Origin of the sequence: Paenibacillus sp. FSL H7-0323, assembly GCF_038002725.1 — a bacterium.
Classification (GTDB): Bacteria; Bacillota; Bacilli; order Paenibacillales; family Paenibacillaceae; genus Paenibacillus_AQ; species Paenibacillus_AQ odorifer.
Genome location: NZ_JBBODB010000001.1, coordinates 6,198,274 through 6,214,552, shown reverse-complemented (window position 1 = coordinate 6,214,552; position 16,279 = coordinate 6,198,274). Strand labels below are relative to the sequence as shown.

The following is a 16,279-nucleotide window of genomic DNA, read 5'->3' as shown; positions in this document are numbered from 1 at the left end:
TACGGATATCCAATCCCTACAACCTTCATGAAGATTGACAAATCGGTTTAACGCGATGATAGTTAGTTTTAGCTACCCGCAAGGAGTAAACAAACGGAGGTACATATGAATTTCAAAATTGATTCGCCAAAAATAGCAGATCCAGACTCTCTTCTTCCTGAGCAAATATATTCACTGCAAACTAAAGACGAATTCAGCTGTTGCAGCATCAGCGATACGGTTATTGATAATCAAGAGGCTAATAAGGTCAGCTTCGATCGCGTGATTTTTAAAAATGTAACGATTACGGAGTGCTCCCTAACTGGGATCGAGCTTATGGACGTGATATTTGATCACTGTGATCTATCCAATGTGGATTTTACGAATGGCATTATTCATCGAACTGAATTTAGAAACTGCAAGCTCATCGGCACAGACTTTACAAGAGGCAGATTCCAGAATGTTCGGGTAGTAGATTGTATCGGGGATTTTGCTACGTTTCGATTCGCTAATCTGAAGCAGGTTGCTTTTGAGAACAGCTCATTAATGAGTTCCGACTACTATCAGTCAAATTTCCAAAAAATCAGCTTCAGCGAGTGTAATATGGATCAAGCCACATTGTCAGGATCAAAGCTTAATGGGATCGACCTTAGTGACTGCGAGTTCAGTGGCTTGATCGTGGATATCAAAGATTTAGAAGGATGTATCATTTCGCCTCAGCAAGCTGTTTCTTTTGTCGGATTATTAGGTTTGGTTATAAAATAAATAACTTCAACTTGCCCGAACATTTACCACAGCGATAACGCTTAGGGTCTACTTTTCGCTTACGCGGATACTCCATGGCACAGGCACTGCATACAAGCTTATATCGATAGGGCAGCGACTTCCGAGCTTTTGCACCCGGCAGTGTCTGACAGTAGCGGCTTCCGCCGACTTGCGCCAGCAGGCTTTTGAAATCAGCGTCACGATGCATATACCCTCGCTTAGCCAAATGCAAATGATAATGGCATAGCTCATGCTTTATAATCCGCTCCGTCTCTTCTCTGCCAAACATGGTAAGCTGATGGGGATTAATCTCTATATTATGGCTTTTGGTAAAATATCGGCCGCCCGTTGAGGACAACCGGCTGTTAAAGCTGGCCTTATGCCTAAACGGCACGCCAAAGCTGTCCCGTGATACCTGCTCAATCCACAGCTGCAGCTCTTCGTTGCTCATAGTTTCCATAGCGTTCTATCACAAGTCCTTTCCACGGGAAATAAGATCTCTACTTGAATTGTAACTTGTGCATAGGCTAAACTGTCAAGAAGGAAGACAAGTACGGAGGGAGAATGAACAATGCCGAAAATGCGGTATGTAATTTTGCAGCAAAATCAAGAACTACAATTCGTGGAAATGCCTGAGGAATATGCGTACCAACTAAGTGCGCTCAATTTACGCCTGAACAAAGAAATCGACAAGCTGACAGCCGATAATGTTCCGGATCTGCCCTTAGCCATCGCCGAGTGCGATTCGCTGGATCTGTTACGTGAGGATTACTCCCTGGAGTCCGGTCTGGATTATATCAATAGATTGGAACAAGCCTTCGCCTCTGTTCAAGAGCAGAAGAACTACCCACTGATCTCCCTGCTTACTGAGATACGAGCACTACAGGCTCAATTGGAGCAGTGGTACGAAGAGGAAGCAGAAAGCCTACTGTAATCCGCACCTTTAGGCTTATTTCTCCATATTCTAACTTACGTAAGTTGTTAGAGGAGGGATTCGCTTGCCACAGTGGCTCTGCCATCAGCTAATGAAAGCTTATTACAAAAAAGACCGCCGTCAGATCAAGCTGCTGAATGAGTGCTGGTTCTTTTATCGTAATTCTGCGGAATCGAGTAATGAGATGAAGTTATAGCCTCGGATGATTAAAATCTAGGACATATTTAAAGCAGCGGCTACCGTCTTTTAAAAAGACGGTAGCCGTTTTTGTTAAGAAAGGGGACTTATAATTATGATCAGTAGAACAAGACATATACAGCTGTCTCCGGAAAGTGGGACTGAGGAAGAGGACAATTATAATCTCTATGTCATAGTCACATTCCCTGACCGCTCCCGCTGGGCATCGGATTTCTACACCTTCAAGAACATCGAAGCGATCCGACAAGACTACATCCAAAGTGGTGCTTGTCTAAATGGGGCCTACTGGAGTGCACCTAATTATCTAACTGTCGTGGATCATATTGATCGCAAGCGAATTGAAGAAATCGTCGATTTATATATTTCGGAAGGTACATTCGAATACGCCTTTGAATACATAGGACAGGTCACGGAGCGGGATCTGGAGATTATCGATTATCCGGAAGGCTTTTTCAACCCTTTAGAAAAGCTTGAGCACAGGTACGTTATGCGGCAGTTCGCTGCAATTGAGTTTATGCTGGAGAATGCTGCACCAGAAACTATAGCAGTAATAAAAAAGATCATCGCAGAGAAACAATAAGACTCCGCCTTAAGAATCAATCCTTATTAAAACTTAGGAAATACATATTTAACCAAAAAGAACAGAAAACCAAAAAATATAATAATGTAAGCAGCATATTTAATAAAGGTAGATGCGACAACGCTGGAATCCGATTTCCGTTGTACCTCCCTATGCTCCACTTCAACACTTCTATCCTTATAGCCCGGTTCCATCAGCAATCTCTCCTTTCGAATGTTCATCTTTGATAGCCTCCATTAACCCGAGGCTTTCAAGATTGAATCAAAATTCTAGATTGGATTAAAAAAAAGACCGGAATTCTCTTCAGCTTTTCGAGCTGAGAAATTCAGGTCTTCTTTCTACTTACCCTTTAACCGAACCCGCCGCAATTCCCTCAACGATACGGTTACTGAGGAACAGGAATGTAATCAGAATAGGCAAAATACTGATCATAAGCGTTGCCCCGATCGCACCCCAATCCGTCGTATATTGACCAATGAAGTTTTGCACCCCCACGGTCAGCGTCTTGTAAGAATCAGAACTAATAAATGTGTTTACAAAAATAAATTCGTTCCAGTTATAGATCATATTAATAATGGCTGTAGTCGCGATCACCGAGCTTGTCATAGGAAGTATAATTCTAAAAAACATTCTGTTCACGGAACAACCATCAATTACTGCAGCCTCTTCCACTTCGCGTGGCAGTGCGTAATAGAAACCCAGCAAAATCATAATCGTTATCGGCATGTTAAAAGCGACATAAGACAAAATAAGTGACAAAGGGTGATCCGTTAAGCCAATCTTATTGAATATACTAAATAACGGAATAAGCGTGGAATGAACAGGAATCATCATCGCTACCATAAACAATCCCAGTACGAACGAGCTTCCCTTCCATTTCATCCTGGTAACTGCATACGTAACCAAGCTCCCGAAGATAACCGTTAACACCGTAGCCACGATGGTAATCCATACGCTATTGAAGAAATACACGTTGATGTTCCCTACATTCCAGACCTTCGCGTAATTCTCCCAATGAGGATTCATCGGCAACGATAGAGCAGGAAGGTTGAACACTTCCTGATTATTTTTTAATGAGAAAAACAGCAGCCATACAAGCGGAAACAATTGCAGAGCAGCAACGGCAATCAACACGATATATAGCAATGAGTAGCCTAATTTACGTGTGATCTCCGTGCCAGCGCCGCCTGTCTTTGGCCCGATTTCTAGCCTTCCTGCAGTTCCAGACATCATGAAGCGCCCCTCCTTATGAGTATTGGATCGAATCTTTCGTAGCAGTTAATTTGCGAATGACCCAAGTAATGACGAGACAGATGACGAGCAGGAAGAAACCAATTGCGCTCCCGTAGCCAAAATCATAAGCCCGAAAAGCCTGATGATACATATAAGACGCCATCACTTCACTAGAGCCATTAGGACCTCCATCCGTCATAACAAAGATTAAGTCAAAATACTTCAGAGAACCTACAACGGCCAGAACAATCGTAACTTTAATGACTTCCATTGCGAGTGGAAGCTTAATTTTCCAAGCGATTTGTAAGGCAGAGGCTCCGTCAATCTTTGCTGCCTCTTCCAGAGAGGTCGGGATATTCTTGAGTGCTGCGTAATAGATCAGAATATAGAAACCAGCATATTGCCACAGAATGGGAATAAATAAAGCAAACAAAACTAATGTAGGCTCTGCAAGCCATGCAGGAGGATTAGCAAAACCAATGGATACTAATAAGCTGTTCACAATTCCGTTCGTCGGATGATAAATTCTTAGCCAAAGCTGCGCAATCGCAACGGACGATAGCAGCATCGGAATCAGATATATTTTGCGAAACAAGTTAGCTCCCTTGATCCGGGCGGCTAATACCATAGCAATTGCCAAATAAATAATGAGACTTAGGGTAGAAAACAACGCTAACTGCAGAGAATGCCAAGCACTATTCCAGAAGGTTTGGTCTGTTAGCAAAGCTTTATAGTTATCAAATCCGATAAAAGTCAGAGCACCTATGCCATTCCATTTATTCAGTCCATAATAACCCGTTAGAACAATCGGAATATATACAATAGCCAGAATGAGAAGCAAGGCGGGAAATACATATAACGCGATTATTTTTTTGTTAGACATCACTTTATCCAAAGTGTCCGACTCCTTTCCTTCATAAACCGTTTGAGGAAAGGCTTATCCGGCATCACGCTGCCGGATAAGCTAATTGTCCCCTTCGCCTAGTTGTCGAAGCTTTAGTTGCCTTTAGAGATGGCCGCGTCATGCTCCTCGGAATACTTCTCTGGCGTCACCGCTTTGCCAAAAAGAGCCTGGATCATATTCAGATGCGTTTCTGCTGCATTGGCACGCATTTGAACATCTGCGAATAAAGTGATGCTGCTAGCTTTGTTCATTTCGTTAAACAAATCGATGTAGAGCTGTGGTAGATCCAGTGTGGCGGTGTCCACCTTCGTAGCTGGAATAACGCCTGCTCCAGTTACGGATTGCTCTCCCCATTTGGATACGAAATACTCGACGAATAATTTTGCTTCTTCTTTTACCTCAGAGTTCTCAGCAACAAATAATCCTACACCTGGTCCACCTACCCAGCTGTTAATGTCTCCCTTCCCGCCTTCAACTGTCGGGAATTTGAAGAAACCAACACTATTACGGAATTCCAGTGGAATTTCTTCATTCGTTGTGAAGTTTGGCAGATCCCATGATCCCATCATGTACATTGCCGCCTTGCCATTTACGAACTCTGATTTTGCCTCTTCATTTGATAAACCGTTGAATCCCTTAACAAATGCATTGCTGTCTACAAGTGATTGGACCTCTGATGCCGCCTTTACTAATCCTTCATCCATAAATGAGCCTGATCCACTGATCGCACCTGCAAGTGCCTGTTGGCCTGCGATCCGATCAGCTAGATACATATACCAAAGCGATCCTGTCCAGCGATCCTTATTGCCGAGAGCAATCGGTGCAATGCCCCCATCAGATAGTGTTTTTACAACTTGCTTAAACTGATCGTAGGTTTGTGGAACCTCAAGATTATACTTTTCAAAAATAGCTTTATTGTAGTAGATAGGTGCGATGTTAAACTCAAGTGGAAGCGCATACGTTTTATCGTTAATAGCATAAGCTTCTGTAGTTCCTGCGACGAACTTGTCTTTTAATTCACCATTCAACAAGTCATCTACAGGTGCGAACAGATTTCCTTCAACGTAAGGCTGCAAAAAGCCAGCGGCCCAAGTTACCCCAACGTCTGGCAATTCGTTAGAAGCAGACAATACCTTCAGCTTATTTTTGTATTGCTCGTTGTCAAGAACCTCTTGCTTGATTACAACATTGGGATGCTCTGTTTGATATTCTTTAATGATTTGATTAACAATTTTATTTTGTCCGGCAGAAACACCTTCTGGCCATAAATGCATGAAGTTAACGGTGACTTTGTCGCTTCCCCCATTTGCACTACCTTTAGATTCACCTGCATTGTTATCTTTTTGACCACAACCAGCTGTGACAAGAACGAGGCACATCGTTAAGAACAATATTGTCCATTTTTTATTGCGCACGCTTACAACCCCTTTTCTATTGTTGTCTAGCGGCCTTGTAACCGCTTAACTAAATTGTAGCTTGGATCCCATGATGTCGTAAGGTCATAAGGATTGGGACTAATACCACTATTATTGGATTCTTTCCTCCGTGGTCATGACGTTCTGTCGGTATTGCCCTGGACTAACATTTTCGAGTGCACGAAATACCTTCACAAAATATTTGGCTGTTTGATAGCCTACTTGTTCCGCGATTTCAGCAATGGACAGCCGGGTGTTCACCAGTAGTTCTTTGGCTCGTTGTACTCTCCTTCTCGTTACATATTCACTGTAAGTCAGTCCCGTCTGCTCTTTGAAAAGGACGCTGAAATAGCTGGCATTCATGTGTAATTGATCCGCTATATCACGCATGGATATCGATTCGTGAAGATGTTCGTCTAAGTATTGGAGTGCCTCACGCACTTGAGTGCTATACACTTTCTCCTGCTGTACCGTTTCCATAAGCTTGGGATCGATCAGCTTCTCCATTCGTTCGATTCGATAAATATCATCCTTGCGTTTCAATGCTAATTCCACTGCTCGGACCAGCTTCGTTTTATCGAGTGGCTTCAGTAAATATTCAACTACACCAAACTGCAAGGCTTTCTGTGCATAGTCAAATTCAGGATGGCCGGAGATCACAATAACCACTGGAGGATGAGGCATTTCGTTCAGCTTTTCAACTAATTCTAGCCCTCCAATCTCAGGCATGCGCACATCGGTAATAAGTAGATTAACTTCGTTATTTTGCAGCCATGCCAGTGCCTCAACACCGCTTGCTGCGGTTTCGATGCGATATTGACCGGATGACCAGGCTTCTAATGTTTTACGAACCCCTTCTCTTGTTCTCGGTTCATCATCTACGATGAGTATAGTTTTCACGTGTTTTTCCCCTCTCCAGGTTCATTTGGTATTTCAAAAGAGATGCTAGTTCCATAACCTTCTTCACTTCGTATTTCAAGCCCGTCCGTATTGTCTACGTAACTGAGTTTCAGTCTCCGCTCTATATTAGCAATACCAATCCCAGTCCCTTTGGAAGACCTCATGCTCCCCTTCTCCATGGTGTGATAGATAGACGATATCTTTGCTGCATCCATCCCTGGACCATCGTCAGTTACCGTAACCAATGTATATCCCGGACGACTTGAAGGTCTGACAATTAGCATGACTGTCCCCGGTCCAACCCTTTGCTCTACGCCATGAAGAATCGCATTTTCGACAAGAGGCTGGATTAACAGCTTCGGTAGCGGGACACTTCGGCAAGCTTCATCTGACTCAATCCGCCAGGATAACCTGTCGAGCATACGCATCTCCATAATCTTCAAATATCTTTCGGCATGATCGAGCTCATCGCCGATAGTCACCCATTCATCATCATCAGTTCGATTGATGACATAACGAAAAAGCCCCGACATATCAACCACAATTTGGGCTAATTCCTCCTCACCTTTTTCATCTAGGGCCCAGTAGAATGCTTCTAATGTATTAAATAAGAAATGCGGATTGATTTGAGCCTGAAGTGCCTTTAATTCTGTGCGACTCTGGACGATCTCCTTCTGATAGACGACTTCAATTAGTTCATTCAGAGAGTGAACCATCTGGTTATAAGTATTATTGAGCTCATTGATCTCCATAGTGGTAGAAGTGACTGAAATCGGTTTCAAGGTTCCAAATCGTGAACCGCGCATCACTTTTATCAAATTCAGTATGGGCCGTGTAATCATCGTGGATAAAATAAAAGTAAAGATGAGAAACAATAAACTGCCAACAACACCGGATACGATGATCGCTGTACGAAGGACAGATATCCCCTCTGTCGTATAGTCAACTGGAGTGAGGATTACTAGCCTCCAGCCTGTTGCCTTGGACTGCTTCTGAATTACAATGTAGTCTTCTCCGCCAACCTCAACCTTTTCTCCTCCATGATCCAGTATCTTATTTGCATTGACATTTACGGAAAAATCGGAAGAAATTTGCCGTCCCGCTTCATCAAATAATCTCATTAATTCACGCGTTTCCGCCTGTGAGCTGTCCACCTCATCCGTAAGCTGGAAGTAACTTTTCTCAATTTGAACCATAATATAGCCAGCTTTCGTGAATGAATGATCAATCAGCCTAATATTACGAATCGCAATGACGATATCCGAATTCCGCGGGTCAAGTCCAAACCATACGAGACGTCCTTTGCCCTCGTCCACCCGGCTGATCCATTCTTCGGATACTCGATTGTTCAGGCTGGCGTCATCAACCGAAAGTAATTTCTGATAATCACCTGCATACAGCTCAATGGAACGAATCCCTGTCGCATACGCCTCATATTTACGTACTTCCTGCTGGATGGTTTGACGTTCGGCGAAGCTGATCGGCTTTCCTTCGGCCTCTTGAGCGAGCAATCGCTGAATGGAGGCGTTGGTTGCCACTTGTGCCGTCAACGTATTAATCTGCCGGATCAGTACATCCAATTTGCCCGTTGCCTGAACTGCAGTCTGTTCAATGTGCTTCTCCGCACTATTGCGTAATAGAACCGAAACTTGCCCGTACATAAAAAAACCAACCGTGGCTAGTACGATCACCATGACAAACATAAAACCCAGGAAAATTTGATTACGCAATGTGTTTAACTGTCCAAACCTCGTCAATCTTTACACTCCCTTCCGCCTGATAAACTTGATTCCTCATCAAAAAAGATGACCCTTAAATCTTCAGGAATCATCTGCAGCTCTAGTTATTTGTTAATTCAGCCTTTGGATTATATGATATCAGTGATTAGTTTCTGAGCCCATATCCATATCGCGTTTTAATTTATCCAAATCAACCAAAAAAAACAATATAGAATATATACTCGTGCCTACCAGAGTTGCACACAAAAAAACCGTACCTCCGCTGACCCGGGTATACCGGAATAGCAGTGTACGGCTTGTATTTTTAAATGTGGAGGTTCTAATTAAAACTACGGTTGGACACCCAAGAACCCTGCAATTTACGCAGCATAATAATTTGTCCAGTATGGTAAGAATCGTGTAGGATAAGGCTCATTACCTCTTCCCCTGGCGCATGACCCGAACCGCCCCAATCATACGCGCCTTCTTCCAACGCTTCAATGATTTCTCTAAGAGCAGCATGCACGTCCTTCAGGTCTGCAACGGCTTTCGCCCATGCTTCTTCTCCTTCAGCTGTTACAGTAAAGGTATCATCGTTGCTTTCAGCATCGGGTTGTTTGGGCAACCCTTTTAGCTTTCGCAGCAAACGCACCTTATAATAAGTTAGATGGTTAACCGTTTCCCAGATAGAATTGGCCGCCCCACCCTCTGGCTTCCAGAGAGCCTGTTTGCTATCCACACCTTCCAGCGCATCGCTAAGCGGCGGAGCCCAATCCTCGATATCCATGCAATAATCCCAATTTTGGAGCAAGACCTCACTGATTTTATTTTGCATGTTCAACCTCCTAAAAATTTGTGTAAACATAAACTTCATGGTGTAGCTTCAAAAAGAACTACTTCAAAGCGAACTAATATGTAACGACTTAAACCACAATATAGTGGTTACAAAAGAAATGTAGCATATTTCCAGATTGTATTCAAGTAACTAGCTAAACTTATTTTTAACTGTTACAATGATTTGTAATGAGCGTTGAATCGGAAAGGATGAACAGACCGTGTTGTGGGAGGATTTCATTAACAGCTACTGGCGGGATTGGCGAACAGGTGATAAGAATAAAGATCGGGACAGGCTCGATGAAGAAGAATGGGTTTTTAAATGGCTGAAGGAGTATTCTCTTTTAGAAACACAGATGCCGAACACGATAGAAATGGCGCAGCTTAAAAAGCTTCGCTCACTACTATGGAACTGGGTACAGGCTATTGTGCAAGGAAACACAGTGTATGGACAAATGCTTGAACAGCTCAATATCTATTTGGACAAGGGTCCTGTTACACGGCGAATTGTATGGAAAAGCGACGAGCAAGCGGAAATAAAGCTTTTGCCACTCCATAGCGGTTGGGAACAGGTGATGGCGGAGATTGCGGCGTCTTTTGCCGAGGCATTGCTTGAAAAAGAACCCACCAGATTCCGCATCTGCGAGAATCCCGATTGCCTCTGGGTCTATTACGATGATACACGCAACCGCTCCAAGCGGTACTGCGATGACAAAGCTTGTGGCAACCTTATGAAGGTGCGGCGCTTCCGGGCGCGGAAGAAGGCTGAGTCTGAGGGGGAATAGGCGGTTGTAGCAACGATACTCCGGTTTGCGGTGGCTTGCTACGGCAGATTATGGGCAAGTGGAAAAAGGCTGGCAGAGCTTAATGAACTCGTAAAATAACTGCATTTCATACACTTATTCCGCATCCAAAGGGGATCATCAGGACTTTAATTGTATTCTGTACACTTAAAAACTATAAAATGTGCCCATAGAGTATTAAATCACAAAAATAGATGTACGAAATACAGTTATATCCTTTGGCGGGTTATTTGTGGGATTATAGTTGTACAAAATACAGTTAAAAGCTTCTGCACATCGCTCTCCTTGGCTCTTAATCCCCAACAACCCCAATATCCCTCCACCCGATCATGATCTCTTCAGCAATCTCATTCCCAATCTTCACTTCTTTTGTCGCAACAGATTGCCCACCCACTTTGTGGTAGAAATGAATCGCGGGATTTCCTGTTACCACCCAAGTCATGAATGAGCTATAATTTTTCTCCAATAAATTCTGTGCTACGCTTCTTATGAGTTGCCTTCCAAGACCCTTTCCTTGCTGTTCCTTAAGCAAATAGAGTGCATATAGCTCCGCATCATAGAGATCAGAGAGATCTGACCCTCTTCGCGCTCCTCCATTTGCAAAACCAATAATCGTCCCAGCCCCATCTTCGGCCACATACATAACCTCGTCTTTATTGGGGTTTTCAAAATTCCGAATCCAGAGCTTTCTTCTTGCTTCCACTGTGATTTTATCGAGAAACTCGTCCGAAATTAGCCCTCTGTACGTGGTTTTCCAACTCGCAGCGTGGACAAAAGCGATCCCGTCTATTTCACTAGCTGTTGCTTCTCTAATCTTCAATTTATTTCCCCCTCAGATTTCCGATAAAAGCTTCAGCTAGTCCAAGATTGACAGTACTTGCTTATGAATAGTAACTATTTAAGGATTCTCTAAAGACATTAATGGGCTCTTTATAATCAATAGGTTTATATATAATAGTGTTCAACCACTTATTCCTCTCAAGCAAGCTGAAATCACTTTGAGCTACCGAATTGTATAGTGTTATTTCATTCATTGTTCCAAGTACACTTTTATTATTTGTACGGGATATAGTGATTTCTCCGGCCTCTAGTAAATACTGATTTATGAGCTGCTTCTTAAAACCCTCCTGCAATAAATACTCCTTAAGTTCTATTCTGAACTTTTCAACCAATTTATCAGCTTGACCACTTCTTATTCCATCCAATAATATACATAACCGGCTTGCATCATGTACAAATAAAATATGTTTTTTTCTGAGTTGCATAATATTCACATGCCAACTAAAAAAGGAGGAGATGTCTTCTACTTCTACTGGAGCTACTTTCATATCTTTTAATAATTTCTGAGTATATCTTAGTACTAACATCGCTGACACGCTCCTTTGTCTTCACCCTGCCTATTAGTCTCAATAGTCCTTCTACCTCAATTTACCCTTGCAGTGCCTTTCGCACGCTTAATATATATTTCGCCTGATCAAGTGGGTTCACGCCCCGGCGGGTGCGCTCAGCAGATACGTCTGGTGGACATTCTTCATAGCCGGCAAAAAAAGAAGTAAACGTGCTGCGCCCCTTCGTGTAGGAGCTTAAGCTGACAGGATAATCGAGTGACGTTGCCAGCGGCAGACGTCCTTCGATGATCATCCGTTCGCCTTGCAGCACGGGAGGCTCGAACGTGCCGCGCATCTGCACGAGGTCGTTCATCACCCGGCCGCCATTCTCCTCAGGGACCACGATGCGAACCTGCAGAATCGGCTCCAGAAGCTTAGTGCCTACCCGAGCGAGTCCGTCCATAATTCCCATCGGAGTCGCCACAGCAAAATCCAGCGGATGGGTATGCCATACATGATGCTGTCCCTCGGTCAAGGTCACTTTAAGGTCGGTAACCTCCCAGCCATACAAACCCTGCTGCAAGGCTTCCGGTACACGACGTGCGGTTTCGCTCTGGTATTGCGGCAGCAGATCGGAACTCCGCACTATCGAATCATAGACTAAACCACTGCCCGGAGGTCCAGGCTCAATCTGAAAGCGTAGAATCGCCCAGCACGGTTTCGGCATCGTGTAAGCGATAAAACCTTCGCCGGCACGGGCTGGCGTTTCTTTATAAATGACAGAAGGCTGACCGAAGGTCACCTTCAGCGCATATCGCTCCTCCAGAACACTGTTCAGAATCTCCAGCTGAATCGGTCCCATTACTTTGATATGCAGCTCCCGCTCATCCTGCAGCCACTGTGCATCCAAAAGCGGATCTTCATCCGCCAGCTCCTGCAGCGCCCCGATAACTTTATGGTCATCCATATCTGGTTCCCAGAATACACGCACTGTTAGCAGCGGTACAGCCAGCTTCGCCTCCTCCGGAATGGCCCCCGGATGGCCGAGCACATCTCCGATGCGCACCCCGGAAAGACCATAGATAACAGCAATATCTCCCGCTTCAAGCGCTCCAACATCCTCGGTCCGACCACCTTCGACCTTGCGGATCTGGGTCACTTTTCCCTGAATATCCTGCGTATAATTCAACAGCGTATCGCGGTTACGGATCGTCCCTTCATAAAGGCGGACAAACGCCATCCGTCCCATACTTTTATCACGTTGAATATTGTATACGATGCCTGACACCGGACCCTCCACATTCCCACCAGCGCGCGGAAAATACTCAACCATCGCATCCAGCAAGGCAGTAATCCCAAGCCCCTTGGCGGCGACGCCATAAACCATCGGAAAAAAGCGACCTGATGAGGAGGCTGTTTTCATATATTTTTTCCATTCAGCCAAATCAATCGGACTACCAGACATATACTTCTCCAACAGCTCTTCGTCCCGTTCAGCTAAAGCCTCTAATAATTCTGTTCGCTTGTTAGCATCAGCTTCATTCTCCCATAAATCTCTTGCTCCTATGTACTCCTTCTCTTTGCCGATGGGTTGCTGAACTGGAATAATATCACTAGACAAATAATTTCGCGCCTCTGCCAGCACAGCTTCAGGGTCAGCACCTACACGATCCATTTTGTTCACAAAAATAAGTGTGGGGATTCCCAGCTTGCGCAGCGCGTTCCAGATCATCTCGCTTTGGGCCTGCACACCCTCCACGGCTGAAAGAACAAGCACCGCACAATCCATCACCCGCAAAGACCGCTCAACTTCGGACAGAAAATCGACGTGCCCCGGGGTATCGACCAGATTAATCTGCACACCTTTCCAAGCAAAAGAAGCCAATGCCGCCCGTACGGATATCCCCCGCTGCCGCTCCACATCCATAGAATCCGTCAATGCCGTCCCCGTATCTACGCTGCCAAGCGCTCGAATGCGACCGCTTTCATACAAAATATGCTCCGTTGTTGTTGTCTTCCCGGCGTCCACATGGGCAAATATCCCCACATTAATCCGTTCTGCTCCCTGCTGCTGAATCATCTATAGTTCCCCTATCATGAGCTAGATTTATCTAAATTTATCTGAATTTATATTATTTACATCCTTATGTTCCATAGTAATATATCCATCCACGTTGTTCCACCCTCCAGTTCAAATGGTTAGATTCAGCTATGCCGGGTATGTAATTACTAATATAAGAAATTTAACGCCGAGGAGGAAATTCATCATGACAGATAAACGTTTACAGGATAAAGTTGCAGTGGTTACAGGTGCTGGTTCCGGTATTGGAAAAGCTACAGCGATACGGTTTGCCCAACAGGGAGCTAAGGTATATATGCTTGACCGCACTCCCGAGGATTCCTATGAAACTAAACGTGAGATTGAATCTATTGGCGGTACAGCAACAGTAATTGAATGCGATGTCTCCAATCCAGGTCTGGTCGAAGAAAGTATTCGTAAGGTTGGGGAGGCGGCCGAGAAGATTGATATTGTTTTTGCCAATGCTGGCATTAATGGTACATGGTCTCCCATCGAAACACTAGAAATCGAAGATTGGAACCAGACACTGAATACCAACCTACGCAGCACCTTTTCCACAGTAAAATACGCCATCCCCCACATGAAAGAAAATGGCGGCAGCATCATTATCACCAGCTCCATTAACGGCAACCGAGTATTCTCGAACATTGGCGCTTCCGCTTACTCATCTTCCAAGGCAGGACAAGTTGCTTTTATGAAAATGGCTGCACTAGAGCTGGCGCAATACGGCATCCGTGTAAATGCCATCTGTCCTGGATCAATCGATACACAAATTGGAGATAATACGTATAAAAGCGATGATCTTCAAGAAGTGAAGATTCCTGTGGAGTTTCCGGAAGGTAATCATCCGCTGGAAAATGCACCGGGTAAGCCTGAGCAGGTTGCCAATCTGGTATTATTTCTCGCATCGGATGAATCTTTTCATGTGACGGGAACTGAAATTTATGTAGATGGTGCCGAATCGCTACTGCGTGGATAATATTTTACTTGAACCGTTATAATATTTTAAATTCTATGCAACATTTTGGTCTAATCTACCATCTAAGAGTATGGAGGTGACGCAAATGAAAAAACCATTATTCATAAATAACGCTAAAAAAATGACTATAGCCTGCGGCATTTTGGCAGCGAGTGTGTCTTTTGGGGCATCCGCTTTTGCTTTTTCAGATTTGAAAGGTGATCCTGCGGAAGCAAAAATCAACTCTTTGCATAAAGAGGGGATTATAAACGGAGTAGAAAAAGATAAGTTTGCTCCTAAATCTAAAGTAAGCTTTGCGCAAGGGATACAATTCATCGTTGGGGGTCTGAATCTGACTCCGCAACCAGCGGCAGGTAGTAGTTCTTCCAAAGCCAGTGATTATTTTGATAAAGTGAACGACAAGGCCTGGTATGCTTCGGCTTTCCTGACTGCCAAGCAAAATGGCCTTTCACTCGACCGGACAGTGGATCCTAATGGAACTATCACCCGTGCTCAGTTCGCGCACTTATTGACGCAAGCGTTGCAAAGTAAAGGTAACTTCCCTGTTACGCTGATGTATGTAGACATTAAGGATGGCGATAAACTCTCTACGGAGGTTATAAATAGTCTCCAGATCCTGCTGAATACACATATCGCCACACTCGATAAGAACGGTAGTTTCCGGCCGAATGATGCTATTACCCGCTCTGAAGCAGCCGCTCTGATCTATGATGCAGCCGCTTTTGCTAAACGTGTAATTGTATCTAATGGCAGTCCCACTACTCCAACCTACGAAACAGAGGTTACGTTGACCAAAGCGGGTGAAGGCGTAAATAAAGCCACCCTTACCGTTAATAATCTACCTAACCCCGGGTATGGGCTGGTGATTGAGCGAATCGAATTTGGTAAAGACAATACGGCTGTGATTTACTTTAACGTGACTGCTCCTGAACCAGGGAAAATGTACGCGCAGGTGATCACAAAAGCATCTGTTGCCACTTATCTGCCAGATGGATACAAAGCTATCGCTCAACCTGTAACTGGCTCCGCCTCTTATTCGTCTAGCGCGGCACAATAATATAAATTGAACTTGAGGGTTTTAGAGTTAAGGGTCAGTCGCAGCTGCGGTGAATATTTGGATTTCCAGCTGCCGTTTATGACGGCTGAGATACGGAGAAGCTTATGCTTACGAAGATGGCTTTCCTGTGGAAAGCTATAGGGAGGGCATTATCACTCTTACAGTTCTAAAGTTCCCCTTCGCCTCTCTTCCCTTTCCTCAGGTATCTAAGTTCATTTTTATAAGCAAATAAGGGATGCCTCAAAAGCCATCATATGGCTGCTGAAGCATCCCTTGTTTGTTGTTCCTTCGCCCTTTATCCCAACTCCAAACTCTGATTCATTAGGTAACGGATGCAGCCGCTATCGGACTACATAATTGCTATTGTCTTAAAAAACATCCAATATGGGCCTATTTCTAACGAATAGCTGCACTGGGCCCGAACTGTGCTCCAATCGCAATAAATTTGCAAATAACGTCGCTGGGTTCGCAAGCTAACTCAGGCTCAGAAATGCTGATTACTTGGCAGTGATGATTATCAAACTACGAGCGATTAAGTCATTTTTGTGTGCATGAAGCTACTAGACGGGGAT

The 16,279-nt window shown here is 44.2% G+C and carries 18 protein-coding genes; 7 read left to right on the top strand and 11 right to left on the bottom strand.

What is annotated here, in order from left to right; all coding sequences use genetic code 11:
• Positions 1-105: 105 nt before the first annotated feature.
• Complete coding sequence (locus MHH89_RS27725) at positions 106-744, top strand: pentapeptide repeat-containing protein (RefSeq protein WP_076282038.1); 639 nt, start codon at positions 106-108, stop codon at positions 742-744.
• Here the strand turns inward: MHH89_RS27725 and MHH89_RS27720 are convergent.
• Complete coding sequence (locus MHH89_RS27720; protein WP_081386440.1) at positions 734-1,195, bottom strand: SprT family protein; 462 nt, start codon at positions 1,193-1,195, stop codon at positions 734-736. The genes MHH89_RS27725 and MHH89_RS27720 overlap by 11 nt on opposite strands.
• A gap of 120 nt (positions 1,196-1,315) precedes the next feature.
• Here MHH89_RS27720 and MHH89_RS27715 point away from each other — a divergent pair, with 120 nt between their 5' ends.
• The 3 genes from MHH89_RS27715 (at position 1,316) to MHH89_RS27705 (ending at position 2,456) form a co-directional block, all read left to right on the top strand.
• A complete protein-coding gene (locus tag MHH89_RS27715; protein WP_036686808.1) occupies positions 1,316-1,678 on the top strand; it encodes a hypothetical protein in 363 nt (120 codons plus the stop codon).
• Positions 1,679-1,742: 64 nt separating this feature from the next.
• The gene (cmpA, locus tag MHH89_RS27710; RefSeq protein ID WP_094903512.1) at positions 1,743-1,874 is read left to right on the top strand and encodes a cortex morphogenetic protein CmpA; all 132 of its coding nucleotides are present in this window, start codon (positions 1,743-1,745) and stop codon (positions 1,872-1,874) included.
• Positions 1,875-1,970: 96 nt separating this feature from the next.
• Positions 1,971-2,456: a hypothetical protein gene (locus MHH89_RS27705; protein WP_076280204.1), complete on the top strand. Its 486-nt coding sequence runs from the start codon at positions 1,971-1,973 to the stop codon at positions 2,454-2,456.
• A gap of 26 nt (positions 2,457-2,482) precedes the next feature.
• Here MHH89_RS27705 and MHH89_RS27700 read toward each other — a convergent pair whose 3' ends face one another.
• From MHH89_RS27700 to MHH89_RS27670, 7 genes are all read right to left on the bottom strand, one after another.
• The gene (locus MHH89_RS27700) at positions 2,483-2,677 is read right to left on the bottom strand and encodes a hypothetical protein (RefSeq protein WP_036686806.1); all 195 of its coding nucleotides are present in this window, start codon (positions 2,675-2,677) and stop codon (positions 2,483-2,485) included.
• A gap of 121 nt (positions 2,678-2,798) precedes the next feature.
• Positions 2,799-3,689 carry a carbohydrate ABC transporter permease gene (locus MHH89_RS27695; protein ID WP_076219626.1) on the bottom strand — a complete coding sequence of 297 codons (891 nt, stop codon included), beginning with the start codon at positions 3,687-3,689 and terminating at the stop codon, positions 2,799-2,801.
• A gap of 13 nt (positions 3,690-3,702) precedes the next feature.
• Positions 3,703-4,584: a carbohydrate ABC transporter permease gene (locus tag MHH89_RS27690; RefSeq protein WP_036686803.1), complete on the bottom strand. Its 882-nt coding sequence runs from the start codon at positions 4,582-4,584 to the stop codon at positions 3,703-3,705.
• Between the two features lie 101 nt (positions 4,585-4,685).
• Positions 4,686-6,008, bottom strand: a complete 1,323-nt coding sequence (locus MHH89_RS27685) for an extracellular solute-binding protein (protein ID WP_038569072.1) — start codon at positions 6,006-6,008, stop codon at positions 4,686-4,688.
• A 111-nt stretch (positions 6,009-6,119) separates the two neighbouring features.
• On the bottom strand, positions 6,120-6,908 hold the full coding sequence (locus tag MHH89_RS27680; protein WP_341088610.1) for a response regulator transcription factor: 789 nt from the start codon (positions 6,906-6,908) through the stop codon (positions 6,120-6,122).
• Positions 6,905-8,665 carry a cache domain-containing sensor histidine kinase gene (locus MHH89_RS27675; protein WP_038569068.1) on the bottom strand — a complete coding sequence of 587 codons (1,761 nt, stop codon included), beginning with the start codon at positions 8,663-8,665 and terminating at the stop codon, positions 6,905-6,907. Before MHH89_RS27675 ends, MHH89_RS27680 begins: the two co-directional genes overlap by 4 nt.
• Positions 8,666-8,966: 301 nt before the next feature.
• Positions 8,967-9,461, bottom strand: a complete 495-nt coding sequence (locus MHH89_RS27670) for a DinB family protein (protein WP_036686798.1) — start codon at positions 9,459-9,461, stop codon at positions 8,967-8,969.
• Between the two features lie 220 nt (positions 9,462-9,681).
• Here MHH89_RS27670 and MHH89_RS27665 point away from each other — a divergent pair, with 220 nt between their 5' ends.
• Entirely contained in the window at positions 9,682-10,245 is a 564-nt protein-coding gene (locus MHH89_RS27665) for a CGNR zinc finger domain-containing protein (RefSeq protein ID WP_341088609.1), read from the top strand.
• Between the two features lie 310 nt (positions 10,246-10,555).
• Here MHH89_RS27665 and MHH89_RS27660 read toward each other — a convergent pair whose 3' ends face one another.
• The 3 genes from MHH89_RS27660 to MHH89_RS27650 all read right to left on the bottom strand — a co-directional run bounded on the left by MHH89_RS27660 (position 10,556) and on the right by MHH89_RS27650 (position 13,671).
• The gene (locus MHH89_RS27660; RefSeq protein ID WP_341088608.1) at positions 10,556-11,083 is read right to left on the bottom strand and encodes a GNAT family N-acetyltransferase; all 528 of its coding nucleotides are present in this window, start codon (positions 11,081-11,083) and stop codon (positions 10,556-10,558) included.
• 61 nt (positions 11,084-11,144) lie between these two features.
• A complete protein-coding gene (locus tag MHH89_RS27655) occupies positions 11,145-11,630 on the bottom strand; it encodes a DUF6933 domain-containing protein (RefSeq protein WP_076129525.1) in 486 nt (161 codons plus the stop codon).
• Positions 11,631-11,691: 61 nt separating this feature from the next.
• Positions 11,692-13,671, bottom strand: a complete 1,980-nt coding sequence (locus MHH89_RS27650; protein ID WP_076129526.1) for a GTP-binding protein — start codon at positions 13,669-13,671, stop codon at positions 11,692-11,694.
• Between the two features lie 187 nt (positions 13,672-13,858).
• Here MHH89_RS27650 and MHH89_RS27645 point away from each other — a divergent pair, with 187 nt between their 5' ends.
• Positions 13,859-14,650, top strand: coding sequence for an SDR family oxidoreductase (locus MHH89_RS27645; protein WP_076280197.1), 792 nt, complete (start codon positions 13,859-13,861; stop codon positions 14,648-14,650).
• 85 nt (positions 14,651-14,735) lie between these two features.
• Positions 14,736-15,707: an S-layer homology domain-containing protein gene (locus MHH89_RS27640; RefSeq protein WP_076309576.1), complete on the top strand. Its 972-nt coding sequence runs from the start codon at positions 14,736-14,738 to the stop codon at positions 15,705-15,707.
• Positions 15,708-16,279: the final 572 nt, after the last annotated feature.

What these genes read in the sequence shown, in the direction of transcription:
- MHH89_RS27650 (WP_076129526.1), bottom strand. Translation starts at nt 13,671, where the DNA reads ATGATTCAGCAGCAGGGAGCAGAACGGATTAATGTGGGGATATTTGCC.
- MHH89_RS27725 (WP_076282038.1), top strand. Translation starts at nt 106, where the DNA reads ATGAATTTCAAAATTGATTCGCCAAAAATAGCAGATCCAGACTCTCTT.
- MHH89_RS27640 (WP_076309576.1), top strand. Translation starts at nt 14,736, where the DNA reads ATGAAAAAACCATTATTCATAAATAACGCTAAAAAAATGACTATAGCC.
- MHH89_RS27700 (WP_036686806.1), bottom strand. Translation starts at nt 2,677, where the DNA reads ATGAACATTCGAAAGGAGAGATTGCTGATGGAACCGGGCTATAAGGAT.
- MHH89_RS27655 (WP_076129525.1), bottom strand. Translation starts at nt 11,630, where the DNA reads ATGTTAGTACTAAGATATACTCAGAAATTATTAAAAGATATGAAAGTA.
- MHH89_RS27705 (WP_076280204.1), top strand. Translation starts at nt 1,971, where the DNA reads ATGATCAGTAGAACAAGACATATACAGCTGTCTCCGGAAAGTGGGACT.
- MHH89_RS27670 (WP_036686798.1), bottom strand. Translation starts at nt 9,461, where the DNA reads ATGCAAAATAAAATCAGTGAGGTCTTGCTCCAAAATTGGGATTATTGC.
- MHH89_RS27695 (WP_076219626.1), bottom strand. Translation starts at nt 3,689, where the DNA reads ATGATGTCTGGAACTGCAGGAAGGCTAGAAATCGGGCCAAAGACAGGC.
- MHH89_RS27715 (WP_036686808.1), top strand. Translation starts at nt 1,316, where the DNA reads ATGCCGAAAATGCGGTATGTAATTTTGCAGCAAAATCAAGAACTACAA.
- MHH89_RS27645 (WP_076280197.1), top strand. Translation starts at nt 13,859, where the DNA reads ATGACAGATAAACGTTTACAGGATAAAGTTGCAGTGGTTACAGGTGCT.
- MHH89_RS27720 (WP_081386440.1), bottom strand. Translation starts at nt 1,195, where the DNA reads ATGAGCAACGAAGAGCTGCAGCTGTGGATTGAGCAGGTATCACGGGAC.